The organism is Pseudomonas savastanoi (assembly GCF_020917325.1).
Classification (GTDB): Bacteria; Pseudomonadota; Gammaproteobacteria; order Pseudomonadales; family Pseudomonadaceae; genus Aquipseudomonas; species Aquipseudomonas amygdali.
The window spans coordinates 1139880-1158668 of sequence record NZ_CP076652.1; the positions used below are offsets into that span (position 1 = coordinate 1139880).

Annotated in this window: 17 protein-coding genes; 5 read left to right on the forward strand and 12 right to left on the reverse strand. The window is 59.3% G+C overall.

Going from position 1 to position 18789, the window contains the following annotated elements; all coding sequences use genetic code 11:
* Positions 1-5 precede the first annotated feature (5 nt).
* From KP808_RS05060 to KP808_RS05070, 3 genes are all read right to left on the reverse strand, one after another.
* Positions 6-2219: a cellulose biosynthesis cyclic di-GMP-binding regulatory protein BcsB gene (locus KP808_RS05060; RefSeq protein WP_230017569.1), complete on the reverse strand. Its 2214-nt coding sequence runs from the start codon at positions 2217-2219 to the stop codon at positions 6-8.
* Positions 2220-2385: 166 nt separating this feature from the next.
* Positions 2386-3642: a non-hydrolyzing UDP-N-acetylglucosamine 2-epimerase gene (gene wecB, locus KP808_RS05065; protein WP_058400600.1), complete on the reverse strand. Its 1257-nt coding sequence runs from the start codon at positions 3640-3642 to the stop codon at positions 2386-2388.
* 698 nt (positions 3643-4340) lie between these two features.
* Positions 4341-4607: a YebG family protein gene (locus KP808_RS05070; protein WP_005615333.1), complete on the reverse strand. Its 267-nt coding sequence runs from the start codon at positions 4605-4607 to the stop codon at positions 4341-4343.
* 427 nt (positions 4608-5034) lie between these two features.
* Here KP808_RS05070 and KP808_RS05075 point away from each other — a divergent pair, with 427 nt between their 5' ends.
* A complete protein-coding gene (locus KP808_RS05075; protein WP_054077840.1) occupies positions 5035-5523 on the forward strand; it encodes a phosphate-starvation-inducible protein PsiE in 489 nt (162 codons plus the stop codon).
* A gap of 60 nt (positions 5524-5583) precedes the next feature.
* Here KP808_RS05075 and KP808_RS05080 read toward each other — a convergent pair whose 3' ends face one another.
* The 6 genes from KP808_RS05080 to KP808_RS05105 all read right to left on the reverse strand — a co-directional run bounded on the left by KP808_RS05080 (position 5584) and on the right by KP808_RS05105 (position 12314).
* Positions 5584-5916: a YXWGXW repeat-containing protein gene (locus KP808_RS05080; protein ID WP_011167889.1), complete on the reverse strand. Its 333-nt coding sequence runs from the start codon at positions 5914-5916 to the stop codon at positions 5584-5586.
* A gap of 338 nt (positions 5917-6254) precedes the next feature.
* On the reverse strand, positions 6255-6587 hold the full coding sequence (locus KP808_RS05085; protein WP_004663953.1) for a DUF3509 domain-containing protein: 333 nt from the start codon (positions 6585-6587) through the stop codon (positions 6255-6257).
* Positions 6588-7515: 928 nt separating this feature from the next.
* Positions 7516-7944: an HPF/RaiA family ribosome-associated protein gene (locus tag KP808_RS05090; RefSeq protein ID WP_002552231.1), complete on the reverse strand. Its 429-nt coding sequence runs from the start codon at positions 7942-7944 to the stop codon at positions 7516-7518.
* A gap of 274 nt (positions 7945-8218) precedes the next feature.
* Complete coding sequence (gene fecA / locus KP808_RS05095; RefSeq protein ID WP_230017575.1) at positions 8219-10567, reverse strand: TonB-dependent Fe(3+) dicitrate receptor FecA; 2349 nt, start codon at positions 10565-10567, stop codon at positions 8219-8221.
* Between the two features lie 269 nt (positions 10568-10836).
* Positions 10837-11814 carry a FecR domain-containing protein gene (locus KP808_RS05100; RefSeq protein ID WP_230017581.1) on the reverse strand — a complete coding sequence of 326 codons (978 nt, stop codon included), beginning with the start codon at positions 11812-11814 and terminating at the stop codon, positions 10837-10839.
* Positions 11811-12314: a sigma-70 family RNA polymerase sigma factor gene (locus KP808_RS05105; protein ID WP_004658339.1), complete on the reverse strand. Its 504-nt coding sequence runs from the start codon at positions 12312-12314 to the stop codon at positions 11811-11813. Before KP808_RS05105 ends, KP808_RS05100 begins: the two co-directional genes overlap by 4 nt.
* Before the next feature lie 202 nt (positions 12315-12516).
* Between KP808_RS05105 and KP808_RS05110 the strand changes: the two genes are divergently transcribed.
* From KP808_RS05110 to KP808_RS05120, 3 genes are read left to right on the forward strand one after another with little or no spacing between them, the layout of a single operon-like run.
* Positions 12517-12861 carry a DUF3649 domain-containing protein gene (locus KP808_RS05110; protein ID WP_230017588.1) on the forward strand — a complete coding sequence of 115 codons (345 nt, stop codon included), beginning with the start codon at positions 12517-12519 and terminating at the stop codon, positions 12859-12861.
* 20 nt (positions 12862-12881) lie between these two features.
* Positions 12882-14423, forward strand: a complete 1542-nt coding sequence (locus tag KP808_RS05115) for a PepSY-associated TM helix domain-containing protein (protein ID WP_230018815.1) — start codon at positions 12882-12884, stop codon at positions 14421-14423.
* Complete coding sequence (locus KP808_RS05120; protein ID WP_122281321.1) at positions 14423-14755, forward strand: DUF3325 domain-containing protein; 333 nt, start codon at positions 14423-14425, stop codon at positions 14753-14755. The genes KP808_RS05115 and KP808_RS05120 overlap by 1 nt, the downstream gene beginning before the upstream one ends.
* On the opposite strand, the gene KP808_RS05125 is transcribed toward KP808_RS05120, so the two are convergent.
* On the reverse strand, positions 14744-15619 hold the full coding sequence (locus KP808_RS05125; protein WP_122281322.1) for an AraC family transcriptional regulator: 876 nt from the start codon (positions 15617-15619) through the stop codon (positions 14744-14746). The genes KP808_RS05120 and KP808_RS05125 overlap by 12 nt on opposite strands.
* Positions 15620-15755: 136 nt before the next feature.
* Between KP808_RS05125 and KP808_RS05130 the strand changes: the two genes are divergently transcribed.
* On the forward strand, positions 15756-16658 hold the full coding sequence (locus KP808_RS05130; RefSeq protein ID WP_057422374.1) for a DMT family transporter: 903 nt from the start codon (positions 15756-15758) through the stop codon (positions 16656-16658).
* Between the two features lie 36 nt (positions 16659-16694).
* Here KP808_RS05130 and KP808_RS05135 read toward each other — a convergent pair whose 3' ends face one another.
* Complete coding sequence (locus KP808_RS05135; RefSeq protein WP_058400607.1) at positions 16695-17669, reverse strand: 2-hydroxyacid dehydrogenase; 975 nt, start codon at positions 17667-17669, stop codon at positions 16695-16697.
* 87 nt (positions 17670-17756) lie between these two features.
* Positions 17757-18704 (reverse strand): LysR family transcriptional regulator, encoded by a 948-nt coding sequence (locus tag KP808_RS05140; protein ID WP_002552240.1) that lies wholly within the window; start codon positions 18702-18704, stop codon positions 17757-17759.
* Between the last annotated feature and the right edge of the window lie 85 nt (positions 18705-18789).

The following is an 18789-nucleotide window of genomic DNA, read 5'->3' on the forward strand; positions in this document are numbered from 1 at the left end:
GCCCGTTACGAGCGATTGCGACGGGCGCTACGGCCAGCCAGCAACAGGATGAGAAAGAGTACGATGCCAGCCGGAATCAGCCACAGCAGCGACGGTTTGCGCCAGGCGTCGAGGCCAGTGCTTTGCTCGTCTTCGATCATCTGGCTGCCGGTCGGATCCTTGGCGTCAAAGGTGGCGATCGGGCCGTTGTCAGCCAACAGCGTGGCGTTGCCGCGCTCCAGCAGTAGCGGGCGCTCGAAAACCGGGGCCTGACCGCCAAGCGTGCGATAGATCATGCCGTGCTGGCCGCCCGCGTCGATCACTTGCAACGAGGCCAGGTGGTTGAGGGATTTGAGGTCGAGCAGCGTCTGCTCTTTGTGATTGATCAGCAGATGCCCGTCGTTGCTGGCCTTGACCGACTCGGCGCCATCCTTGACTGGCAGTTCGAACGCCAGAAACGCTTTGGCGGGCGTCACGGCTACGCTGGCGTCATCGCTGACGCTGAGTTGCGCACGCAGCGGCGAGACACCGGAAGCGCTGGCGACGCGGATCACTTGCGGCAGGCTGCTGGCCGGGCGCTCGAGATAGGCCTTGGGCACCATTATCTGAGTGTCCGTAGCGAAGCGTGCTGCCATGCCCGAAAAGTTTTCGTCAGGCGTGACCTTGTCCAGTACCACATGGCTGGTCGGCAATACCGAGATCGGGAACGCCTGCGGCGTCTCCAGGCACTGGTTGCTGACCGGCTGACGCTGGAACGAGACGCGCAAGGTGTTCTGCGCTGCCAGTGCATATTGCGGAATTCTTGCTTCGATGCGCTCTTTCTTGCCATCGGCAGTCAGTTGCATCGCACCGATCAGGTAGTCGTTGAGAAACAGTGTCGCAACCGGTGGCGTTCCGGATGCGCCGGGGGCCGCAGCAACATCAATCATCGCGGTTACCGGTACGCGCCCGTCATAGGCCACGCTGCCCAGCGGGAACGAGGCGCTCCAATCGGTTTTAGCCAGCACATCCACCGTGCCGGGCTTGCCGCCCAGGCGCGTCAGCGCAACGCGACCGTCTTCGCTGAGCGGCATCGCGGTTTCTTCACCGATGGTCAACTGGCGATTGCGCGCCAGTTTGTTCCAAGCCGAACTGAACAGGCCGATGGCCTTGTTCGCCGACTCCGGCTTGATCATCAGCAGCGCGCGATTGCCCAGCAGGGCCAGACTCACGTCCTCGGTGCTATTGGCGAGCGGTTGCTTGATATGACGTTCGCGCCACTGGCCCAGTGCTGCGGCGGCGGTTGCGTCAAGTCCTTGTACCTGTGCCTGAAGGGCGTTCAGAGCGTCGTCGATTGCCTTGAGCAGTTGCGGATCGCTGATCGCAAGATCGCCCTGCAATGCCGGGGTCTGGCCAAGCATCAGCAATGCGCCGATCTGCGCCGGGTCGAGCAAGGTGTATTGGCCTTTGCCGTCAAGGCTGGCGAATGCCGGAATCTGCTTGAGTTCTGCCGGAATATTCAGGCCGCTCAGGTCCACACTGTCCTGCACGGCAGGAAACGGCAGGATACGCGCTTGTTTACCGATGCGTTCCAGCGCTACGCCCAGACGCCAGGCGGCGTCGTAGCTGGCGCTCGACAAGGTGCCGGGTGCGACCAACAGGCTAGGTTTGCCGGGCAGCGCGTTCCACGCTGCACCCACATCCTGTAACTGGCTGGCGTCATAGCCGTAAGTCAGGCGCGTGTGCGGATCGATGCGCAGCACATTGCCGATGGCGCGTTCGTCTTCGCAGAGCACTTTCGAGATCACAGAGGACCAGGCAATGCCCAGGCGCACTGAGCCGCTTTCCCGGGCTGCCTTGTCGACGCCCAGTACGGCGCTGGCATTACCCTGTTCTTCGTTGAGGCCCAGCGCGCGCACCGGATAACCATCCAGCGACAGTAGCAGCGTGTTGCGGCCTGCTTCGCCATTCAGATAGCTGGCGTCAAAATTCAGCGTCGCATCCGTCAGCGGCACATTGGCGGGCACCGGCAGGTAAAGCTCACGGCGTGCATCAGTGGCACTGAGAATGATCGGGCGATCGATGCCCAGTTCCCGCAGCTCGATCACTCGCTCCTGACGGCTGTCGGCAGTGATTCGGTTGATCGCCTGGGTCAACGGGCTTTCGGCAGCCAGGGCAAATGCAGGCATCAGAGCCAGCAGGCTCATCCCGCAGGCAAGGACGTTAAACGCGCCCATGTTTACGGCAACGGAAGATTTCATCGTGCAGATCTCGGTAAAGGCTCAAGGCCATTGGGTCTTGATACAGGCTGCCGGTCTGCTACAACGTTTTTCGGGCACTCGGTGTGAACCGGGTGCCCGTATCGTCTGCGGACTGCTTCCTGCGGATATGTTTGGTGTTCTTTTGCGCTACCTGCGCGTGTTCTCGCTAACCTGCCATCGAGCGCATCTGGTTATGCTGGTGCTGAGGCTGAGGCTGGATAAGCGTGTCGAGCTGCACATCGACCGGGTCGGTGCGATAACGCGGCAGCTCGGCGACAAATTCATCCACCGGACGACCCATCAGGGCATCGACGATGCGCGCACTGGCCTTGCCGTCGCCGTAAGGGTTGGCGGCATGGGAGGCTCTCTGCCACAAGGCGTCGTCATCAAACAGGGCGTTCACGCCACTAATGATCGCGTCGGTCTCGGTGCCTACCAAACGTACAGTACCCGCTGCGACTGCCTCGGGACGCTCGGTGACATCACGCATGACCAGCACCGGCTTGCCCAGCGACGGCGCTTCTTCCTGCACGCCGCCGGAGTCAGTAAGGATGACGTGGGCGCGTTGCATCAGGCGCACGAACGACAGGTAATCCAGAGGCTTGATCAGGTGCACGTTGGGCAAGTCGCCCAGGTGCTCGGTGACCGGCCCCAGAACGTTGGGGTTCAGATGCACCGGGTAGACGATTTGTATGTCGTCGCGTCGGGCCAGTTCGCCCAGCGCCTTGCAGATATTCAGGAAGCCGTCGCCAAAATTCTCGCGACGATGCCCGGTCACCACCAACACCCTGCGTTCAGGTACCAGAAACGAAAACTGGCGATCCAGTGCGTGGCGCAACTGGCGGTTGCTGTCGATCCGCTGAGCGGTCAGGTGCAGGGCGTCGATCACGGTATTACCGGTCACGAACGAGATACCTTGCAGGCGCTCGCCCAGCACGTTGCGGCGCGACTCGGCCGTCGGTGCAAAGAGATGATCGGAAATCAGATCGATGCAGCGGCGGTTCATCTCCTCAGGCCACGGCTGGCGGATATCGCCAGTGCGCAGGCCCGCTTCGACGTGGCCGATGGGAATGCGGCGATGAAAGGCCGACATGGCCGCCACCATTGCCGAGGTGGTGTCGCCATGAACCAGCACCTTGTCCGGTTTCATCTCGTCCAGAATCGGATCGATCGCCGCGTAAAGCGCCGCGGTCAGGGAGTTCAGCGTCTGATCGGGGCGCATCACATCAAGGCTGTAATCGGCCTTGAGCTCGAACATGTCCAGCACCTGTTGCAGCATGCTCTGATGCTGTCCGGTGATGCAGATTCTCGAATCGATACCCGGCTCTGCGGCCAGTGCTCTGACCAACGGAGCCATCTTGATGGCCTCTGGGCGAGTGCCGAATATGGAAAGGACCTTCATCCTCGGTTGCTGACCAGCCATTATTTCCTCCCGCGCTTTGAGCGCGCCGCGCAATAGCAAAGCCAGGCTGAGAGCAGCGTGGCCAGCTGGCGAGTTAATGAGTTTCTCGGGCGGGGAAGATCGGAGTGCGTAGCTCGATATTCACTTCAATGTGATGTAGCAATGTGCCTTGTTACCCGGAATTGTCGGGATTATTAGCAGAACAAAATAATAAAGCAAAATGTTTTATTAAGTATTTTTCAAAGTAATAGTTTTCAGGAACTTTGGTTTTTCGGGGTGGTCAGTTCAAGGTTAAAACTTTTTAAAAAACCGTTTCGCCCAATGGCTGCGGGGGTTTTATGGGGGGATGATAGCGTCGGTCAGGCTGTTTTCAAAGGTCGCTAATGTGCTGAAAGTCGCCATGATGGCAAAAAGTTCCAACAAAAATAGCCGTGCTGTGGCGTGCATCACTACAGCAGAATACTGACGCCTGATTAATGACAGGAAAAGCGAAGGGGTTCACAAAAATGGCGCTGATATAATGACAGTGTGGAACTTTGCTTTTGTATCGAGTTTGATTCGCTGCAGGTGAACGAGATGTTAAGGAATAGCTTACATACCGCTAAAGTTAAGTGAGCTGCACTATTGAGTTGTAGCAGCAATGCGGGCAGTTGCCCAGTTATTAAATGAGAATGATTAGCGAACCCCTCCGAATGAGGGGGTCGCGGTGCAGAACGCAATCAGCCTTCCGACTCGGCAGGCTCCGACAGCTCGCTGAGTGCAGTCGCGTTGTTTTTGAAGGCGGCGGCAAAGACGGCGCGATTTTTCGCCATGTAGATACTCGCATCCTCTGCATGCTTCTCCGAGATCCCCGGCACGTTCTTGATCAGGACGTCGGTGAGAAGCTCGGCCAGCTCGAGCATTTGATCGTGCGCATCGGCGAGTTTACGGTCCACGAAAGTAGTCTCCAGATCGCGGGTACTGCGGTAAAGGGTTTCAACAGCCATTTTGGCCTCGTCGTGTTATCCAGTGTTGAAAGGGCTAGACCCGGACGTTCAGCGCTTCACGCTCTGACCAGCGGGTATGCAAAAGCATTGATCCTGCAAGACCAGCATGCCGGTCAGGTGTAGCGGGGCGCTGCATGCATATCCATATGAGGGTCTGCATGAAGCCCGCTCTCCGACGCATCGGCGTTGAAGGTGATTTCTTGATTACTGTGTTTTTATACAGTAAAAAGCCTGTACCAATCAACCCCTCGCTGAATAGTGGCGTTTAAGCATCTTTTTTGCGCTGCAAATGTGCCTTGCGACAACCCGTCGCGCTCTCAACCATAGCCTATGGCCCTGTTCCTGCTTTAAAAAGCAGGCCACAAAGGTGTCACCAGCACCCGGCATTATCCGGTCGGCATAAACGAAGGTTCAGAGGTAGAGCGTCATGGGAAACAAATGGGCAGTAAAGATAAGACACCGCGTGCATGGCCAGGCCGAGTCACTGGGTAATCTCTGCGTCGAGAGCTTTCACTTTCTGGCGCTGTTCGCGATTGGCGCGATCACTGCCTGGGCGTCAGTGGTTGCGTTCCTGGGCATGGTCGAGAAAGGCAACGTCACGGTCGATGACATCCTGCTGCTGTTCATCTACCTGGAACTGGGGGCGATGACCGGGATTTATTTCAAGACCAACCACATGCCCGTGCGCTTCCTGATCTACGTTGCGATCACTGCACTGACCCGTCTGCTGATTTCCGACGTATCCCACCACAACCCGCCGGACATTGGCATCATCTACCTGTGTGGCGGCATTCTGTTGCTGGCGTTTGCAATTCTGGTGGTGCGCTACGCGTCGTACAAATACCCGTCGGCGAAGATTCCTGATTCGTCCAGTTCGGTCAAAGGCGCTGTGACCGAAGAGAAAGGCGAGGTCTGATCGAGACACTGGCGGCATCCGTGATCGATGCCGCCAGTACGTTGCTATGGAAGTCGCCTGTCAGTTAAGCCACACACCGGCACGCCAGTGCCAGCCGTCTCCGGCGCTTTCCCAGTGCGGATGCACATAGTGGTAGCCAGGTCGTTCCGCCTCCCAGTGACCATGAACCGGTACGAACCGCTGCCCGTTCCAGTGCCAGTAACCGCGTGCCCAGATGTAGCCGGGACGAGGCGCCGGTTCTACTTCAATTACTCGCTCAGGGGGTGGTTGTGGCGCGATGACTTCTTCGACGTATTCATGATGTACGTGTGGTCGCTCATGGACTACCCGCTCTTCGACACAGCCTGACGCTATCGCAAGTGATGCGATCAATACCCCATACCTTAAGAACATGTTGCCTCCTCGGAATCATCCGCAGGTGCAGTGGCGCTGAACGCAGTGCCCAGTCGCTCGAATGTTTCTGCGCAAGGATTGTTGTAGCAGGATGTATCTGTACTTTTGCTGAAGAGGCGGGAGGGAGTTTGATGGCGAACTGCCTGATTTTTCAGGCCTTGCAGGCTGCACAAGGGGGCATGGCGAGTATGGGTTTTTTCTTGAAGTTGATGACCAATCGGCCGCGATACACGCCGCTGAAGATATTCAGTTAACGTAACTGATGAAAAACGGCATCAATGAATTCCATCCCGATTCAGCGCCATCAAAGGCACTGAATCGGAAGAAGAAAGCGCCCGTCAAACCCCGGCATTCACCGCGGCCTGATTCTGCGACCACAGACCATTGGCCGGGCCGGGTGTCTTTTTGAGCGTGGCACCATCAGTCATCGCTGCAAGAATCTTGATCGCGCTTTCGCCACGCTCGATGGCGATGCCGAATTGCACGCTTTCGATAAGCTTGCGCAGGCGTTGTGGGTCATTGCGTTGCGCGGCGCTGATCAGGCGTTTGGCAACGACTCCGCATTCGTTGGACAGGGTCAGCATGATGCTGCCGTCCAGCCCTTGAATGCTCAGATTCACCCGATAGTCGGGGTGAAAAGTGTCCGTGATCATCTGAAAAGGATTGTCCATATCATTCACCTGCTAAATGGTCTGCATAAGTTGACCGGGTAATAGTCCTTTTGGTTCTCGACGACTGATCAGCGGTTGCGTTACTCCTTCGCTTGCTGCTGACAGGTTTGCTGTCGTCTTTCGCGTTGATGAGAGGTTTCGTTTAAGACGCTTTAACGCACCCACGGCGGGAGTCCGCGCCTGGAGGTGGCCGTCCTGATGGCCGGCCTCGTGGCGCGTACTACAGGACACTGCATGGTTCGGGCCATATTGCAGGGGTGATGCGCGAGACGCCGCTGAACGGGAGCCCATTGCAGTTGCTTCACGGCTTACTCTGCTGCAATGCGAACCGGTCGATCCGGTCGGCAAACGTGCTCTCGAAAAGGGGAGGAGAACACTTCCCGGATATGGCCTGCTCCTTTCGCGAATGCAGTTTGCGTACGACTTTTTGAGTGATTGTCTGACACTCCGACAACCGAATTCTGGCGTCAGAGATTCGTAAAGACGGGTCAAAACCGTACTCGCCTGCTGCCCAGGTCCTGACGTTGAGCGTCTTGCTGCAGAGCGGCAGGGTGAGTGTTGAACGCTTGTCGGTTTGAAGGGCTGACCCGCCTGCTCATGTAGGCAAGGGGCATGATTTTTTGCTCGCCTATGGCTGTCAGGTGCCGTGCTCGGACTGCCCGGTGCTGAATGTTAAATTCGATAGACGGCAACCGGCGATCGAGATCGCTGCGAGGCGAGCGATGGGGCAAGGTGGCCAAAGCTGTGCAGCGAGCGTTTGTGGTGCGCACTGATTGGGGCACAACCGTGTGTAGGGCACGCTGGTCGACAGATTGTCGGCGTGCGTGGAGCGCTGCGCTTGCCTGCTCATGGGGAACAATCCATGGCAAACAAAAAGGGCGAACCGTTGCCGGTTCGCCCTTTTTTTGCAAAACGTGTCAGTGGAACATCAGGTCAGACGAGCGGCTTCTTTCTCCTGCTCTTTTTCCAGAAATTCTTCTTCGAGCAGCGCGTCCGGGCTGACCGGATCTTCATCCTGCTCGGCGATGATCGGTGCGGCACCTCGTTTGCCGCGCAGTTTGCCAAACAGATGCTCGAGCGCGTGATCGAGTTTTACAGCAGCGCCATCCACAGCCTGATCTACCGTATCGGCCTTGTGGGAAACAGAAATAGGTTGGTGTCCTTTGGGGCGAGCTTCCATCTGGCACTTGATGTCGTGCGGGCCAGGCTTGTCGCCGTTTTCGTCGCGGATGTGGACTTCCACGCGGGTCAGGTTTTCATCGTAGTGTTCGAGCGTGCTTTCAACGGTGGTACGAACCCACTCCTCCAGTCGGATACTGCTTTCGATGTGATTATCGCTATTGACCTGGATTTGCATAGTTAATCCTTATTAGGGCTTGCTCGTGCGAGGCTGGACTACGTGATTCCTTGCGGAATCGATTTCGTTTGCGCTCATTCACAGTGTTGGCGGCAATGGCCTGACAATTCAACCCCAATGTGTAAGAAATATTTCGCAGCAAAAAATGGCCGCCCTGATTCAAGGCTGAGAATCAGGAGCGGACGCAGAGCGTCCAGAACGGCACCCCCACGCGGAGCGTGAGGAACGAGAGGTGTCCGGGAGAACACTTCTCTCACGCTCTGGCGTCCGGGAACTAGAATGCGACCGACGTTTGTACGTACACGGTGCGCGGTTCGCCGACGTATTTGCCGCGGTTGTTGTCGTCGAACGAGCGGGTGTAGTACTGGCGGTTGAAGATATTCTTCATCCCGACCGCTACGTTGAGGTCCGACAGTTGCGGGCCGAAGTCGTAGTTGGCGCGGGTGCTGAACAGCATGTAACCAGGGATCTTGCCAGTGCTGCCGTCGGCGCTTTCGGCCGCTGTGTTGGCGTTGTCGGCGAACTGGTCGCTCTGGAAAGAGCTGTCAAAATTCAGCTTCCACGGCCCTTCGGTGTAGCTGACGCCCATCGTTCCCTTGTGCTTTGACGAGAACGGCACGCGGTTGCCTTTATTCGGGCCGTCTTCACGGATTGTCGCGTCAACGAAAGCGTAGCTCGCGTAGACATCGTAACCGGCCAATACCGGGCTCAGGCCTTCCAGCGCATAGTTGACGCTGGTCTCGATCCCCTGATGACGCGTCTCGCCGCGTGCGATCACGGTGTCGTTGGTCTGATTGCTGTCGTACTGGTTATCGAAGTTGATCAGGAATGCACCGATCTCGGCTCGCAGGTTGCCGTTGTCGTAGCGCGTACCCAGTTCCCAGGTGCGGGCTTTTTCCGGTTTGACTTCATCGCCGGTAACGCGGTTGGGCATCTGGCTGTACTGCACGCTGCCGAACGAGCCTTCGGTGTTGGCGTACAGGTTCCAGGTGTCGGTCAGGTGATAAAGCACATTCAGCGCTGGCAGTGCGGTGCTGTAGTCGCCTTGATAGCGGGCGTTGGTCAGGTTGTTGTTCTGCGCGGTGTCGATCATCTCGTAGCGAACGCCGGGCGTGATGGTCCACTTGCCGATGTCGATACGGTCATCAATGTAGAACGCATGCGCTTCAGTCGCGCCGCGGGTGTCACGGTCGTTGCGGCTGGCGGTGGTCGGCAGGTTACCGGTCACCGGTTCGCGATAGCGCAGTTCGTGACCGGCTTCGTTGACGTAGCGGTAGCCAACACCGACTTCATGCCAGGTTTCGCCCAGTGCAAAGCCTTGCGAGAAGCGCGTTTCCAGACCGCGTACCCAATATTCGCGGGGCGACAGGGAAACGAAGCTGCCCTGATCCAGATAGCCGCTGCGCAGGGTTTTGGTGAAGAACGTGTTGGCGGTGAAGACGCGCGCATCCTTTTCATAGCGGTAGCCGAAGTTGAACATGGTGCGACGGCCCCAGAACTTGTCCTTCAGACGAGTCGACTGGTACGGATCGGCATCGTAATCCCTGACGTTCAGGCCGCCGGGCATCTGCGCTTCGCCATCGTAATACTGCGCCATGGCATTGAGGCTGTTGGCTTCGTCGATCTGGTATTTGCCCTTGAGGATCAAGTCGTCGATCTGGGTATCGCTGTGCTCGCGCCAGTCACCGCCGCGTACGCCGGAATACAGAATCGCGCCGCCCAGACCATTGTCCGCCGTACCACCTGCCAGCAGGTTGCCGGTGGTCTTGAAACCATCGTGGCTGGACGACGGGCTGGTTTCGGTCTGTATGCCGCCTTTGAGGGTAGGTGCGTCGGGGATGGCACGGGTCACGAAGTTGACGATACCGCCCACGTTCTGCGGACCGTAACGCACTGCACCACCGCCACGCACCACGTCGACCGCGTCCATGTTGCCCATGCTGATCGGCGCGAAGGACAGCTGCGGTTGACCATAAGGTGCGAACGGCACCGGGATGCCGTCCATCAATACTGTGGAGCGTGACGCCAGACGCGGGTTGAGACCACGAATGCCGAAGTTCAGCGCCATGTCGTGGCTGCCGGTGCCATTGTTGTCCGGGGCATTGACGCCCGGAATGCGATTGAGCACTTCACGCGCCGAGGTTGCGCCGACACGCTCGAATTCTTCACGGCGGATCACATCACGCGCGCCGGGGTGTTCGAAAACGTTGGTTTGCTGCGCGGCGCCCAGCCAGTCGCCGACCACTGTGGACACACCCAGCTCGATCGGCGCGCCAGCAGCATTGGCCTGCTGCAGGGTGAAGCCGTTATTGCCGTCGGCCAAGGCCTGCAGCCCCGTCCCTTCGAGTAACGCATTGAGGCCTTGCTCGGGCGTGTATTGACCTTCCAGACCACGGCTCTTCAGACCGCTGGTGATTTGCGAACCGTAGGAAATCAACACGCCGGACTCTCGACCGAACTGGCTCAGCGCAGCTTCAAGCTCGCTTGGCGCAATGTGATACGCCTTGGGTGCCACCTCGGCAGCCTGCGCCATCGACAGACTGCCGACCGAAAGGCTGGCACCGAAAATGACATGGCGCAACGTACGCACCAGCGGTGAAAGTTGAGTAGGGCGGGCTGACATGCAGGAGTCCTTTGACCGGAAGGTTGAGAGAGGCTTTCCCTGTCTGTCACGCGAGGATCGAAAAACGGCTCACTCTTTTTGAAAAATTTTTGCCGGCTAGCGTAAATCCAGCTGACATCCAAAAACCGCTGTGTGACGCGGAGCGTCACGAACGGCATTCCCACGCGGAGCATGGGAACGATAGTAAGCGTAGCGTCAGCCCCGTATTTCGGGCTCTTCAGGATGTGTACGTCACCATGAGCACCCGGCGTGAAAACGAGCAATCACGATCAAACCCGCGCCTGCACGTTCACCCAATAGCGGGTGAAGCGTTGTACATGCACCGGGAGGGCGAGTTCCAGCATGTCGAGGATGCGCTCGCTGTCGGCCAGCGGATAGCTGCCGGAAATCAGCAGGCTGGCGATTTTTGCATCGCAGTTCAAACGACCGCGTCGATAGCGACCCAGCTCGGCAAGGAAGTCGGACAGCTTCATGCGCGACGCCACCAGCATCCCGTCCGCCCACGCGCCACTGCCGGCATCTATCGGTTTCACGCTGTCCCAGGCATCACGGCTGAAGGTCACTTGCTGGCTGGCCCGCAGCATCAAACCCGGGCCGCTCCTGCCGAGCGGGGCTATTTCAAGGGCTCCGGCAAACACCGCCAATTGCGTGCGCCCATCCAGCTGGCGCAGGTTGAAACGGCTGGCGCCTGTCGATGCCCTGACCGTGCCCTCGGCGCTCAACAGGCTCAGCGGGCGGCTGTCCGCCGAGGCGGTCATGAGGATTTCGCCCTGCAACAGCTTGATCAGGCGCTGCTGTGCATCGAAACGCACATCGACCGCGCTGGCAGTATTCAACTGCACCTGACTGCCATCGCTCAAAGCCACCTTGCGCTGCTCGCCAACGCCACTGTTGTAGTCGGCCAGCAAGGGTTGCAGGGCGATCTGCTCGCGCAGACTCCAGCCTGCTGCCGAGCCTGCGCCGAGCAACAACAGCAGTTTCAGAGCGTGCCGACGGCTGGCGGATTTCGGCGCATTGAGTGTCGCATGCGCCAGCGGCGAAGACAGTCCGCTGAGGCGCTGGTTGACCCGCTGCATATGCGCCCAGGCCCGCTGATGTTCGGCGTTGCCATTGAGCCAGAGCTGCCAGGCCTGCTGACGACGCGCATCCAGCGTGCCTTCCTGCATTTCCAGCAGCCAGCCGACCGCCTGCTGCGCCACGCCAGGCGAGATGTCGGATTTGTTCAAGGACTCGTTGCTCGGGTTCATAAGGCGAAATAGCAGCGCAGTGCGGCCTTGTTCAGATGGCGTTTGACCGTTGCAATGGAGATGCCCAGTTCGGCGGCAATCTGGCCGTGGCTCAACCCGTCGACCTGCGACATCAGAAACGCCCGCTTGACCAGCACCGGCAGGCCGTCCAGCAGTTGATCGAGTTCCACCAGTGTTTCGAGAATGATTGCCCGCTCTTCTTCCGAAGGCGCCACGCATTCCGGCAGTTCGGCCAGCGCCTGGTAGTAGGCGTGCTCCAGGTCCTGACGCCGGTAGTGATTGCACAACACACGTTTGGCAATCGTCGTCAGAAAGGCGCGAGGCTCGACGATCTGCTGCGTATCGCGTGCGCCCAATACCTTGATGAAGGTGTCCTGGGCCAGATCCGCTGCGCTGTGCGGGCAGCCGAGCCTGCGCCGCAACCAGGTCGTCAGCCAGGTGTTGTGTGCCCTGTACAGGCTTTCGACAGTGTGATTGAGAGCGGAGTGGGCGATGGGCATCACGGGGAACAATCCACGGGGACTCGTTGATGGCGTGGATTCTGGCAGACTCTTTTGCGTATGAGAATATTTATCATTAATATTGCGGTTCATTTATCCCACTCAGGGACGAATGGCGCAAACAGCTGGCATTCATCGCGGCCTCTTCCCGAGGGCTGGTGATCCGGCTTCCCAGATTTGATGAATCAATGAAGACCCTTTGATGGATGTCACCACCGCAAGCGGTTCGCTGCCGGAAAAACGCATGGCGAAATCCAGAAGCAAGGGCCTGACGGTTGCTTATCGGCTTGCCGTTACCTCGCGGGCGCTGGCGGCTGTGTTTGCCGGTTATCTGCTCGCCTCAGTGGTCAGCATCTGCGTCGCGCAGTGGCTGCCTATCCCCCGCGCCGAAGCAGTGGTGACGGGGATGATGCTGTCCTTTCTGGTTTATCTGGTCGCGGTGCTCTGGTGTTTTGCCTGCCGCACGGCGTTGCAGGCCTGGGGCGGAGTGCTGGCGCCGTGCGCATTGCTGGCGGCTGCCTGCGCCTGCGGTCGGTGGCTATTGTGAAAGAGGGGTTTCGTCAGTCGATGGCCTGGTTGCATACCTGGGTCGGTTTACTGTTCGGCTGGCTGTTGTTCGCGATTTTTCTGACCGGCACGCTTTCCTATTTCAAGGATGAGATTACCCAGTGGATGCAGCCGGAAATTCCGGTGCGCGCTCTGGATGCCGGTGCCAGCGTGCAGCGGGCTCAGGATTATCTGCAACGCCACGCCGCCGGGGCCACGCGCTGGTTCATCAGCCTGCCGGACGAGCGCACGCCGGGCCTGACGGCTGGCTGGCTGCCCGAAGGCAAGCAGGGCCAACGCAATAACTTCGTGCGCAAGCTACTTGACCCGCAGACCGGCAGCGAGGTGCAGGCACGAGACACGCGCGGCGGTGATTTCTTCTACCGTTTTCACTATCAACTGCAGATGCCTTATCCCTGGGGGCGCTGGCTGGCGACGAGCGCCGCGATGGTGATGTTCGTTGCGTTGATCACCGGCATCATCATTCACAAAAAAGTCTTCAAGGAATTCTTCACGTTTCGTCCACGCAAGGGCCAGCGTTCCTGGCTGGACGGGCATAACGCGCTTGGCGTGCTGGTGTTGCCGTTCCATCTGATGATCACTTACAGCAGTCTGGTGATCTTCATGTCGATGGTGATGCCCGCGAGCATCCTCAGCCAGTACGACACGGTTCAAGCGTTCTACCGCGAAGCCTATCCGACCCCGGAAATGCTCAAGCGAGAAGGCAAGCCTGCGCCGCTGGTGGCACTTGCGCCGTTGGTCAATGCGGCGAACGCGAAGTGGGACAGCGGTCAGGTGGGTAGGGTGATCGTCAATAATCCGGGCGACAGCACCGCCTCGGTTCTGCTGACGCGTGATGACAAGGGCAGCATCGTGCCGGATCGGGGCGGGGCGCTGACGTTCAGCGGGGCGAGCGGCGCGTTGCTGAACGAAGTACCCGAGCGCCCGGTCGCGCTGCTGATTTCCAGCGGGATGTACGGTTTGCATGTAGGCCATTTCGCCGAGCCGCTGCTGCGCTGGATGTACTTCATTTTCGGGGTCGCCGGAACCGCAATGATCGGCACCGGGCTGGTGATGTGGCTGGGCAAGCGTCAGCTCAAGCACGCTAAAACCGGCGTGCTGCCACTGGAGTTGCGTCTGGTGGAAGTGCTGAACATCGCCAGTATGTCCGGGTTGATGATTGCCGTGGCCAGCTTCTTCTGGGCCAATCGTCTGCTGCCTTCGGGTTTCATCGGGCGTGCCGATTGGGAAGTCAGCGTGTTCTTCACATGCTGGGCGTTGTCAGTGGTGCACGCCCTGGTGCGCAAAGGGCGCAGTGCGTGGCGCGAACAACTGGGGCTGGGCGCGGTGCTGTTTGCCGGGCTGCCGCTGCTCGATCTGCTGACCAGCGGCCGCTATCTGTTGGGTTCGCTGATGTCGGGAAGCTGGGTAATGACGGCCTTTGACCTGACGGCGCTGGTCACCGGGCTGTTCCTTGGCTGGGCGGCACTGAAGTTCACGGCTGTACCCACCCGTAAAACATCCAGCGTTGCATTGCAGCCCACACCTCAGGAGAGCCACTGATGCTGTTGGCTGCCTTGCTGTGCTACGTAGGGTTTACCTGCCTGTGCCTGTCCATGGCGCGCCATTACAGCGAACTGCTCAACGGCCCGTTGACCGAACAGCGGCGTCGATCGCTCAAGCTGGTCGGCTGGGGCGCGCTGCTGTTGTCGTCATGGGCGGCGGTTCAGGCCGATGGCTGGATGATGGGCACGGTGCACTGGTTCGCCGCATTGATGAGCAGCGCGGTGTTGCTGGTTGCGCTGCTGCCGTTCCGGCCGCGTTGGGTGCTGGCGCTGGCAGGCTGTGGCGTGCTGCTCAGCCCGTTGGCAGCCGTGAGTCAATTATTGGCCTAACGCCAGCCGGTATTCGCCCGGCGTGGCCCCCGTGGCCTGACGAAACCGGTTGCTGAAATGGCTGGCGCTGGCAAAGCCGCAGGCCAGCGCGATCTCGCCCAGTGGCTTGCCGGTGCTGCGCAACAACTGGCGAGCCTGTTCGATACGCCGCGCCAATAGGTACTGGTGTGGCGGCAAGCCGAAGCTTTCGCGAAACATTCGCGCGAAGTGATATTCCGACAGCGCGCACATGCCTGCCAGTTGGCCGAGGCTCAACGGGTCGGCGAGGTGCATTTCGATGAAGTCCACCAGATGCCGCCGCAGGTGTGGTGCCAGGCCGCCTTTCAGGCGCAACCCCTCGCGCAACCCTACCTGACTGAGCAACGCATGGCTGACCATCTCGTGCGCCAGGCTGCTGGTCAGCAAACGCTCACCGGGTTCTGCCCAGTTCAGGCGGATCAACTGCCGGAAGCGTGCGGCTTGTGCGGGGTCTTCCAGAAAGGTGTTTTCCCGCAGTTGCATCTCACGCGGCTCGCGATCCAGTAGTGTCACGCAGCCCAGCGCAAACTGTTCCGGGCTGAAATACAGATGCGCCAGACGGATCTCGCCGTTCACCACCCAGGCGGACTCATGACCGGCAGGCAAGATGCACAGCTTGCCCGGCGCACCCTTCTGGTCGGGTCTGCCGCGGCGAAAGGTCCCGGTGCCGTCCTCGATATAGCACGACAGCGTGTGGTGGGTCGGTGCGTGATATTCCTGCGAGTCATGCCGATTGTTCCACAACGCCGCCACCAACCCGTCGCCCAGCGGCGCGCTCTGCTCCAGATTGGCATTGGGTGAACTGTTCAGGGCCTGAAAGACCTGGATGGATTCAATGGCGGGCATGACGATTCCTCTAGGATTTGTATCCTACTCGCTGGCGACGCCGCTGCCAGTAGCGCTTGAAGCAAATGCGCAAGATTGTGCAAGCGCTGGCAGACCGGCACGCAGCAGACTGATGGCTCATCAAGGAGCCTGCACCATGAACATTTCGCTTTATCTGCTGACTGTGCTGATCTGGGGTACGACCTGGATCGCCCTGAAACTTCAACTCGGCGATGTCGCGATTCCGGTATCGATCGTCTATCGCTTCGCGCTGGCGGCTCTGGTGCTGTTTGCATTCCTGTTGCTGACAAAGCGTCTGCAACCGGTCAACCGTCGTGGTCAGTTGATTTGTCTTGCGCAAGGCGTGTGCCTGTTCTGCGTCAACTTCATGTGTTTCTACACCGCCAGCCAATGGATACCCAGCGGGCTGATCGCTGTGGTGTTTTCGACCTCGACGCTGTGGAATGCGCTGAATGCGCGGGTGTTCTTTCGCCAGAAAATCGCCGGTAACGTTATGGCCGGTGGTGCCATGGGCCTGATCGGTCTGGCGTGTCTGTTCTGGCCCGAGCTGTCCGGGCACAGCGCCAGCCGCGAGACCCTGATCGGTCTGGGCCTGGCCCTGCTGGGCACACTGTGCTTCTCGGCGGGCAACATGCTGTCGAGTCTGCAACAGAAAGCCGGCCTGCGTCCGCTGACCACCAATGCGTGGGGAATGTTCTACGGGGCGACGATACTGGGTCTCTACTGCCTGCTCAGCGGCACGCCGTTCACCTTCGAATGGAACACGCGTTACGTAGGCTCACTGCTGTTCCTGGTTATTCCCGGCTCGGTGATTGCCTTCACCGCCTACCTGACCCTGGTCGGGCGCATGGGGCCGGAACGCGCAGCTTATTGCACTGTGCTGTTCCCGATTGTGGCGCTGAACATCTCGACGTGGGTCGAAGGCTACCAGTGGACCGTGGCTGCCTTGCTCGGGCTTGTGCTGGTGATGGCGGGCAATGTGCTGGTGTTCAGGAAGACCAGGCCGGTTGCCGTCCTGGTCGGCGGTAAACTGGCCTGAGTCGATGTTCATCCTCGGTTATAGAGCAGGAATGCCTTAGCCCTTCCACACCTGCGGATTGACCAGGTCCTGCGGCCGCTCGCCCAGCAACGCATTGCGCAGGTTGTGATAAGCGCGCTCGGCCATCGCCTGACGGGTTTCGGTGGTGGCCGAGCCAATGTGGGGCAGGGTGACGGCGTTCTTGAGCTGGAACAGCGGCGATTCTTGCAGCGGTTCTTTTTCGTAGACGTCCAGACCGGCACCGCGAATGGTGCCGTTCTGCAGGGCTTCGATCAGCGCGGGCTCGTCGACAATCGGGCCACGGGCGATGTTGATCAGGATGGCGCCGGGCTTCATCAGGCTCAGTTCGCGACGGCCGATCAAGTGTTTGGTCTTTTCGCTCAGCGGCACTACCAGACAGACGAAATCCGCTTCGGCCAGCAATTGGTCCAGGCTGCGAAACTGTGCACCCAGTTCCTTTTCAAGCTCGGTCTTGCGGCTGTTACCGCTGTACAGGATTGGCATGTTGAAGCCCAGACGACCACGGCGGGCGATGGCTGCGCCGATATTGCCCATGCCGACGATGCCCAGCGTCTTGCCGTGCACGTCGGTGCCGAAGTGCGGAGGCTCGATACTGCGCGTCCACTGTCCGGCCTTGGTGTAGGCATCCAGTTCGGCGACGCGGCGGGCGCTGCTCATGATCAGCGAGAAGCCCAGGTCGGCGGTGCTCTCGGTCAGTACATCCGGCGTATTGGTGAGCAGAATGCCGCGCTCGCTCAGGTAGTCGACATCGTAGTTGTCGTAGCCCACCGAGATGCTGGAAACCACTTCCAGTTTCGTTGCATTTTGCAGCTGCTCGCGACCCAGCTTGCGGCCTGAGCCGATCAGCCCATGGGATTCAGGCAAGGCTTCGTTAAACTGGGCGCTGATGTCGCCCAGCTTGGGGTTGGGCACGATCACATTGAAGTCTTGTGCCAGGCGCTCGGCCATTTCTGGAGTAACACGGCTGAAGGCGAGTACGGTTTTTTTCATTGGGCAGTCACTCTTGAGCGGTTGAATGAGTAGCACGCTAACATTCCTCTCCGCTCTTTGGCAGCCGCTTTTTACAGTTGTACGATGTCAGAACGAGGACTTGAGTGCCTGCACATGCAGATCCGCCTCATCGGCCGCGAGAATTTCCGGCAGGGAACCGCGCAGGTATTCGACCCAGGTTCTGATCTTGGCATCCAGATACTGGCGTGACGGATAGATGGCGTACAGGTTCAGCTCCTGCGAGCGGTAATCCGACAGCACTCGCACCAACGTGCCGTTGCGCAACCCTTCTATTGCCGAATAGATCGGCAGAATGCCAATTCCCATGCCGCTGGAAATCGCGGTTTTCATGGCATCCGCAGAATTGACCAGCAGCGGCGAGCTGTTGATGGTGACCATCTCCTGACCTTCCGGGCCATCGAACAGCCATTTGTCCAGCGGGAACACCGGGCTGACCAGGCGCAGGCACGCATGATTCAGCAGGTCGGCAGGCTTGTGGGCCATGCCGAAGGTTTTGACGTACTCGGGCGATGCACACACGATGCTATAGGTAATGCCCAGCCGCTGAGACACAAAGCCCGAGTCTGCCAGTTCGCTGGCCAGCACGATCGACACGTCATAGCCTTCTTCCAGCAAGTCCGGCACGCGGTGGGTCATGGTCAGGTCGAACGCGACATCAGGGTGGTTGCGGCGATAACGGGCGATGGCGTCGATCACGTAATGCTGGCCGACGCCGGGCATCGAATGCACCTTTAGTTGCCCGGCCGGGCGGGCATGCGCGTCGCTGGCTTCGGCTTCAGCCTCTTCGACCGAGGCCAGAATCTGCTCGCAGCGCAACAAGTAGCGCTTGCCTGCTTCGGTGAGGGCAATGCGTCGAGTGGTGCGATTGAGCAGGCGCGTCTGTAAATGTGCTTCAAGGTTGGAGACCGCGCGCGAGACGTTGGCGGTGGTGGTATCCAGCACGGCGGCGGCAGCAGTGAAGCTGCCCGCTTGCGCCACGCAACTGAAGGCACGCATGTTTTGCAGGGTGTCCATGGGTACTTCTCTGAGTAGATGGCAAATTGTGACATGAAGTAACGGATGCATGTATCCAGACCAAAGGATTATCGCCGTTTCAGTA

What these genes read in the sequence shown, in the direction of transcription:
- KP808_RS05060 (WP_230017569.1), bottom strand. Translation starts at nt 2,219, where the DNA reads ATGAAATCTTCCGTTGCCGTAAACATGGGCGCGTTTAACGTCCTTGCC.
- wecB (WP_058400600.1), bottom strand. Translation starts at nt 3,642, where the DNA reads ATGGCTGGTCAGCAACCGAGGATGAAGGTCCTTTCCATATTCGGCACT.
- KP808_RS05070 (WP_005615333.1), bottom strand. Translation starts at nt 4,607, where the DNA reads ATGGCTGTTGAAACCCTTTACCGCAGTACCCGCGATCTGGAGACTACT.
- KP808_RS05075 (WP_054077840.1), top strand. Translation starts at nt 5,035, where the DNA reads ATGGGAAACAAATGGGCAGTAAAGATAAGACACCGCGTGCATGGCCAG.
- KP808_RS05080 (WP_011167889.1), bottom strand. Translation starts at nt 5,916, where the DNA reads ATGTTCTTAAGGTATGGGGTATTGATCGCATCACTTGCGATAGCGTCA.
- KP808_RS05085 (WP_004663953.1), bottom strand. Translation starts at nt 6,587, where the DNA reads ATGGACAATCCTTTTCAGATGATCACGGACACTTTTCACCCCGACTAT.
- KP808_RS05090 (WP_002552231.1), bottom strand. Translation starts at nt 7,944, where the DNA reads ATGCAAATCCAGGTCAATAGCGATAATCACATCGAAAGCAGTATCCGA.
- fecA (WP_230017575.1), bottom strand. Translation starts at nt 10,567, where the DNA reads ATGTCAGCCCGCCCTACTCAACTTTCACCGCTGGTGCGTACGTTGCGC.
- KP808_RS05100 (WP_230017581.1), bottom strand. Translation starts at nt 11,814, where the DNA reads ATGAACCCGAGCAACGAGTCCTTGAACAAATCCGACATCTCGCCTGGC.
- KP808_RS05105 (WP_004658339.1), bottom strand. Translation starts at nt 12,314, where the DNA reads ATGCCCATCGCCCACTCCGCTCTCAATCACACTGTCGAAAGCCTGTAC.
- KP808_RS05110 (WP_230017588.1), top strand. Translation starts at nt 12,517, where the DNA reads ATGGATGTCACCACCGCAAGCGGTTCGCTGCCGGAAAAACGCATGGCG.
- KP808_RS05115 (WP_230018815.1), top strand. Translation starts at nt 12,882, where the DNA reads ATGGCCTGGTTGCATACCTGGGTCGGTTTACTGTTCGGCTGGCTGTTG.
- KP808_RS05120 (WP_122281321.1), top strand. Translation starts at nt 14,423, where the DNA reads ATGCTGTTGGCTGCCTTGCTGTGCTACGTAGGGTTTACCTGCCTGTGC.
- KP808_RS05125 (WP_122281322.1), bottom strand. Translation starts at nt 15,619, where the DNA reads ATGCCCGCCATTGAATCCATCCAGGTCTTTCAGGCCCTGAACAGTTCA.
- KP808_RS05130 (WP_057422374.1), top strand. Translation starts at nt 15,756, where the DNA reads ATGAACATTTCGCTTTATCTGCTGACTGTGCTGATCTGGGGTACGACC.
- KP808_RS05135 (WP_058400607.1), bottom strand. Translation starts at nt 17,669, where the DNA reads ATGAAAAAAACCGTACTCGCCTTCAGCCGTGTTACTCCAGAAATGGCC.
- KP808_RS05140 (WP_002552240.1), bottom strand. Translation starts at nt 18,704, where the DNA reads ATGGACACCCTGCAAAACATGCGTGCCTTCAGTTGCGTGGCGCAAGCG.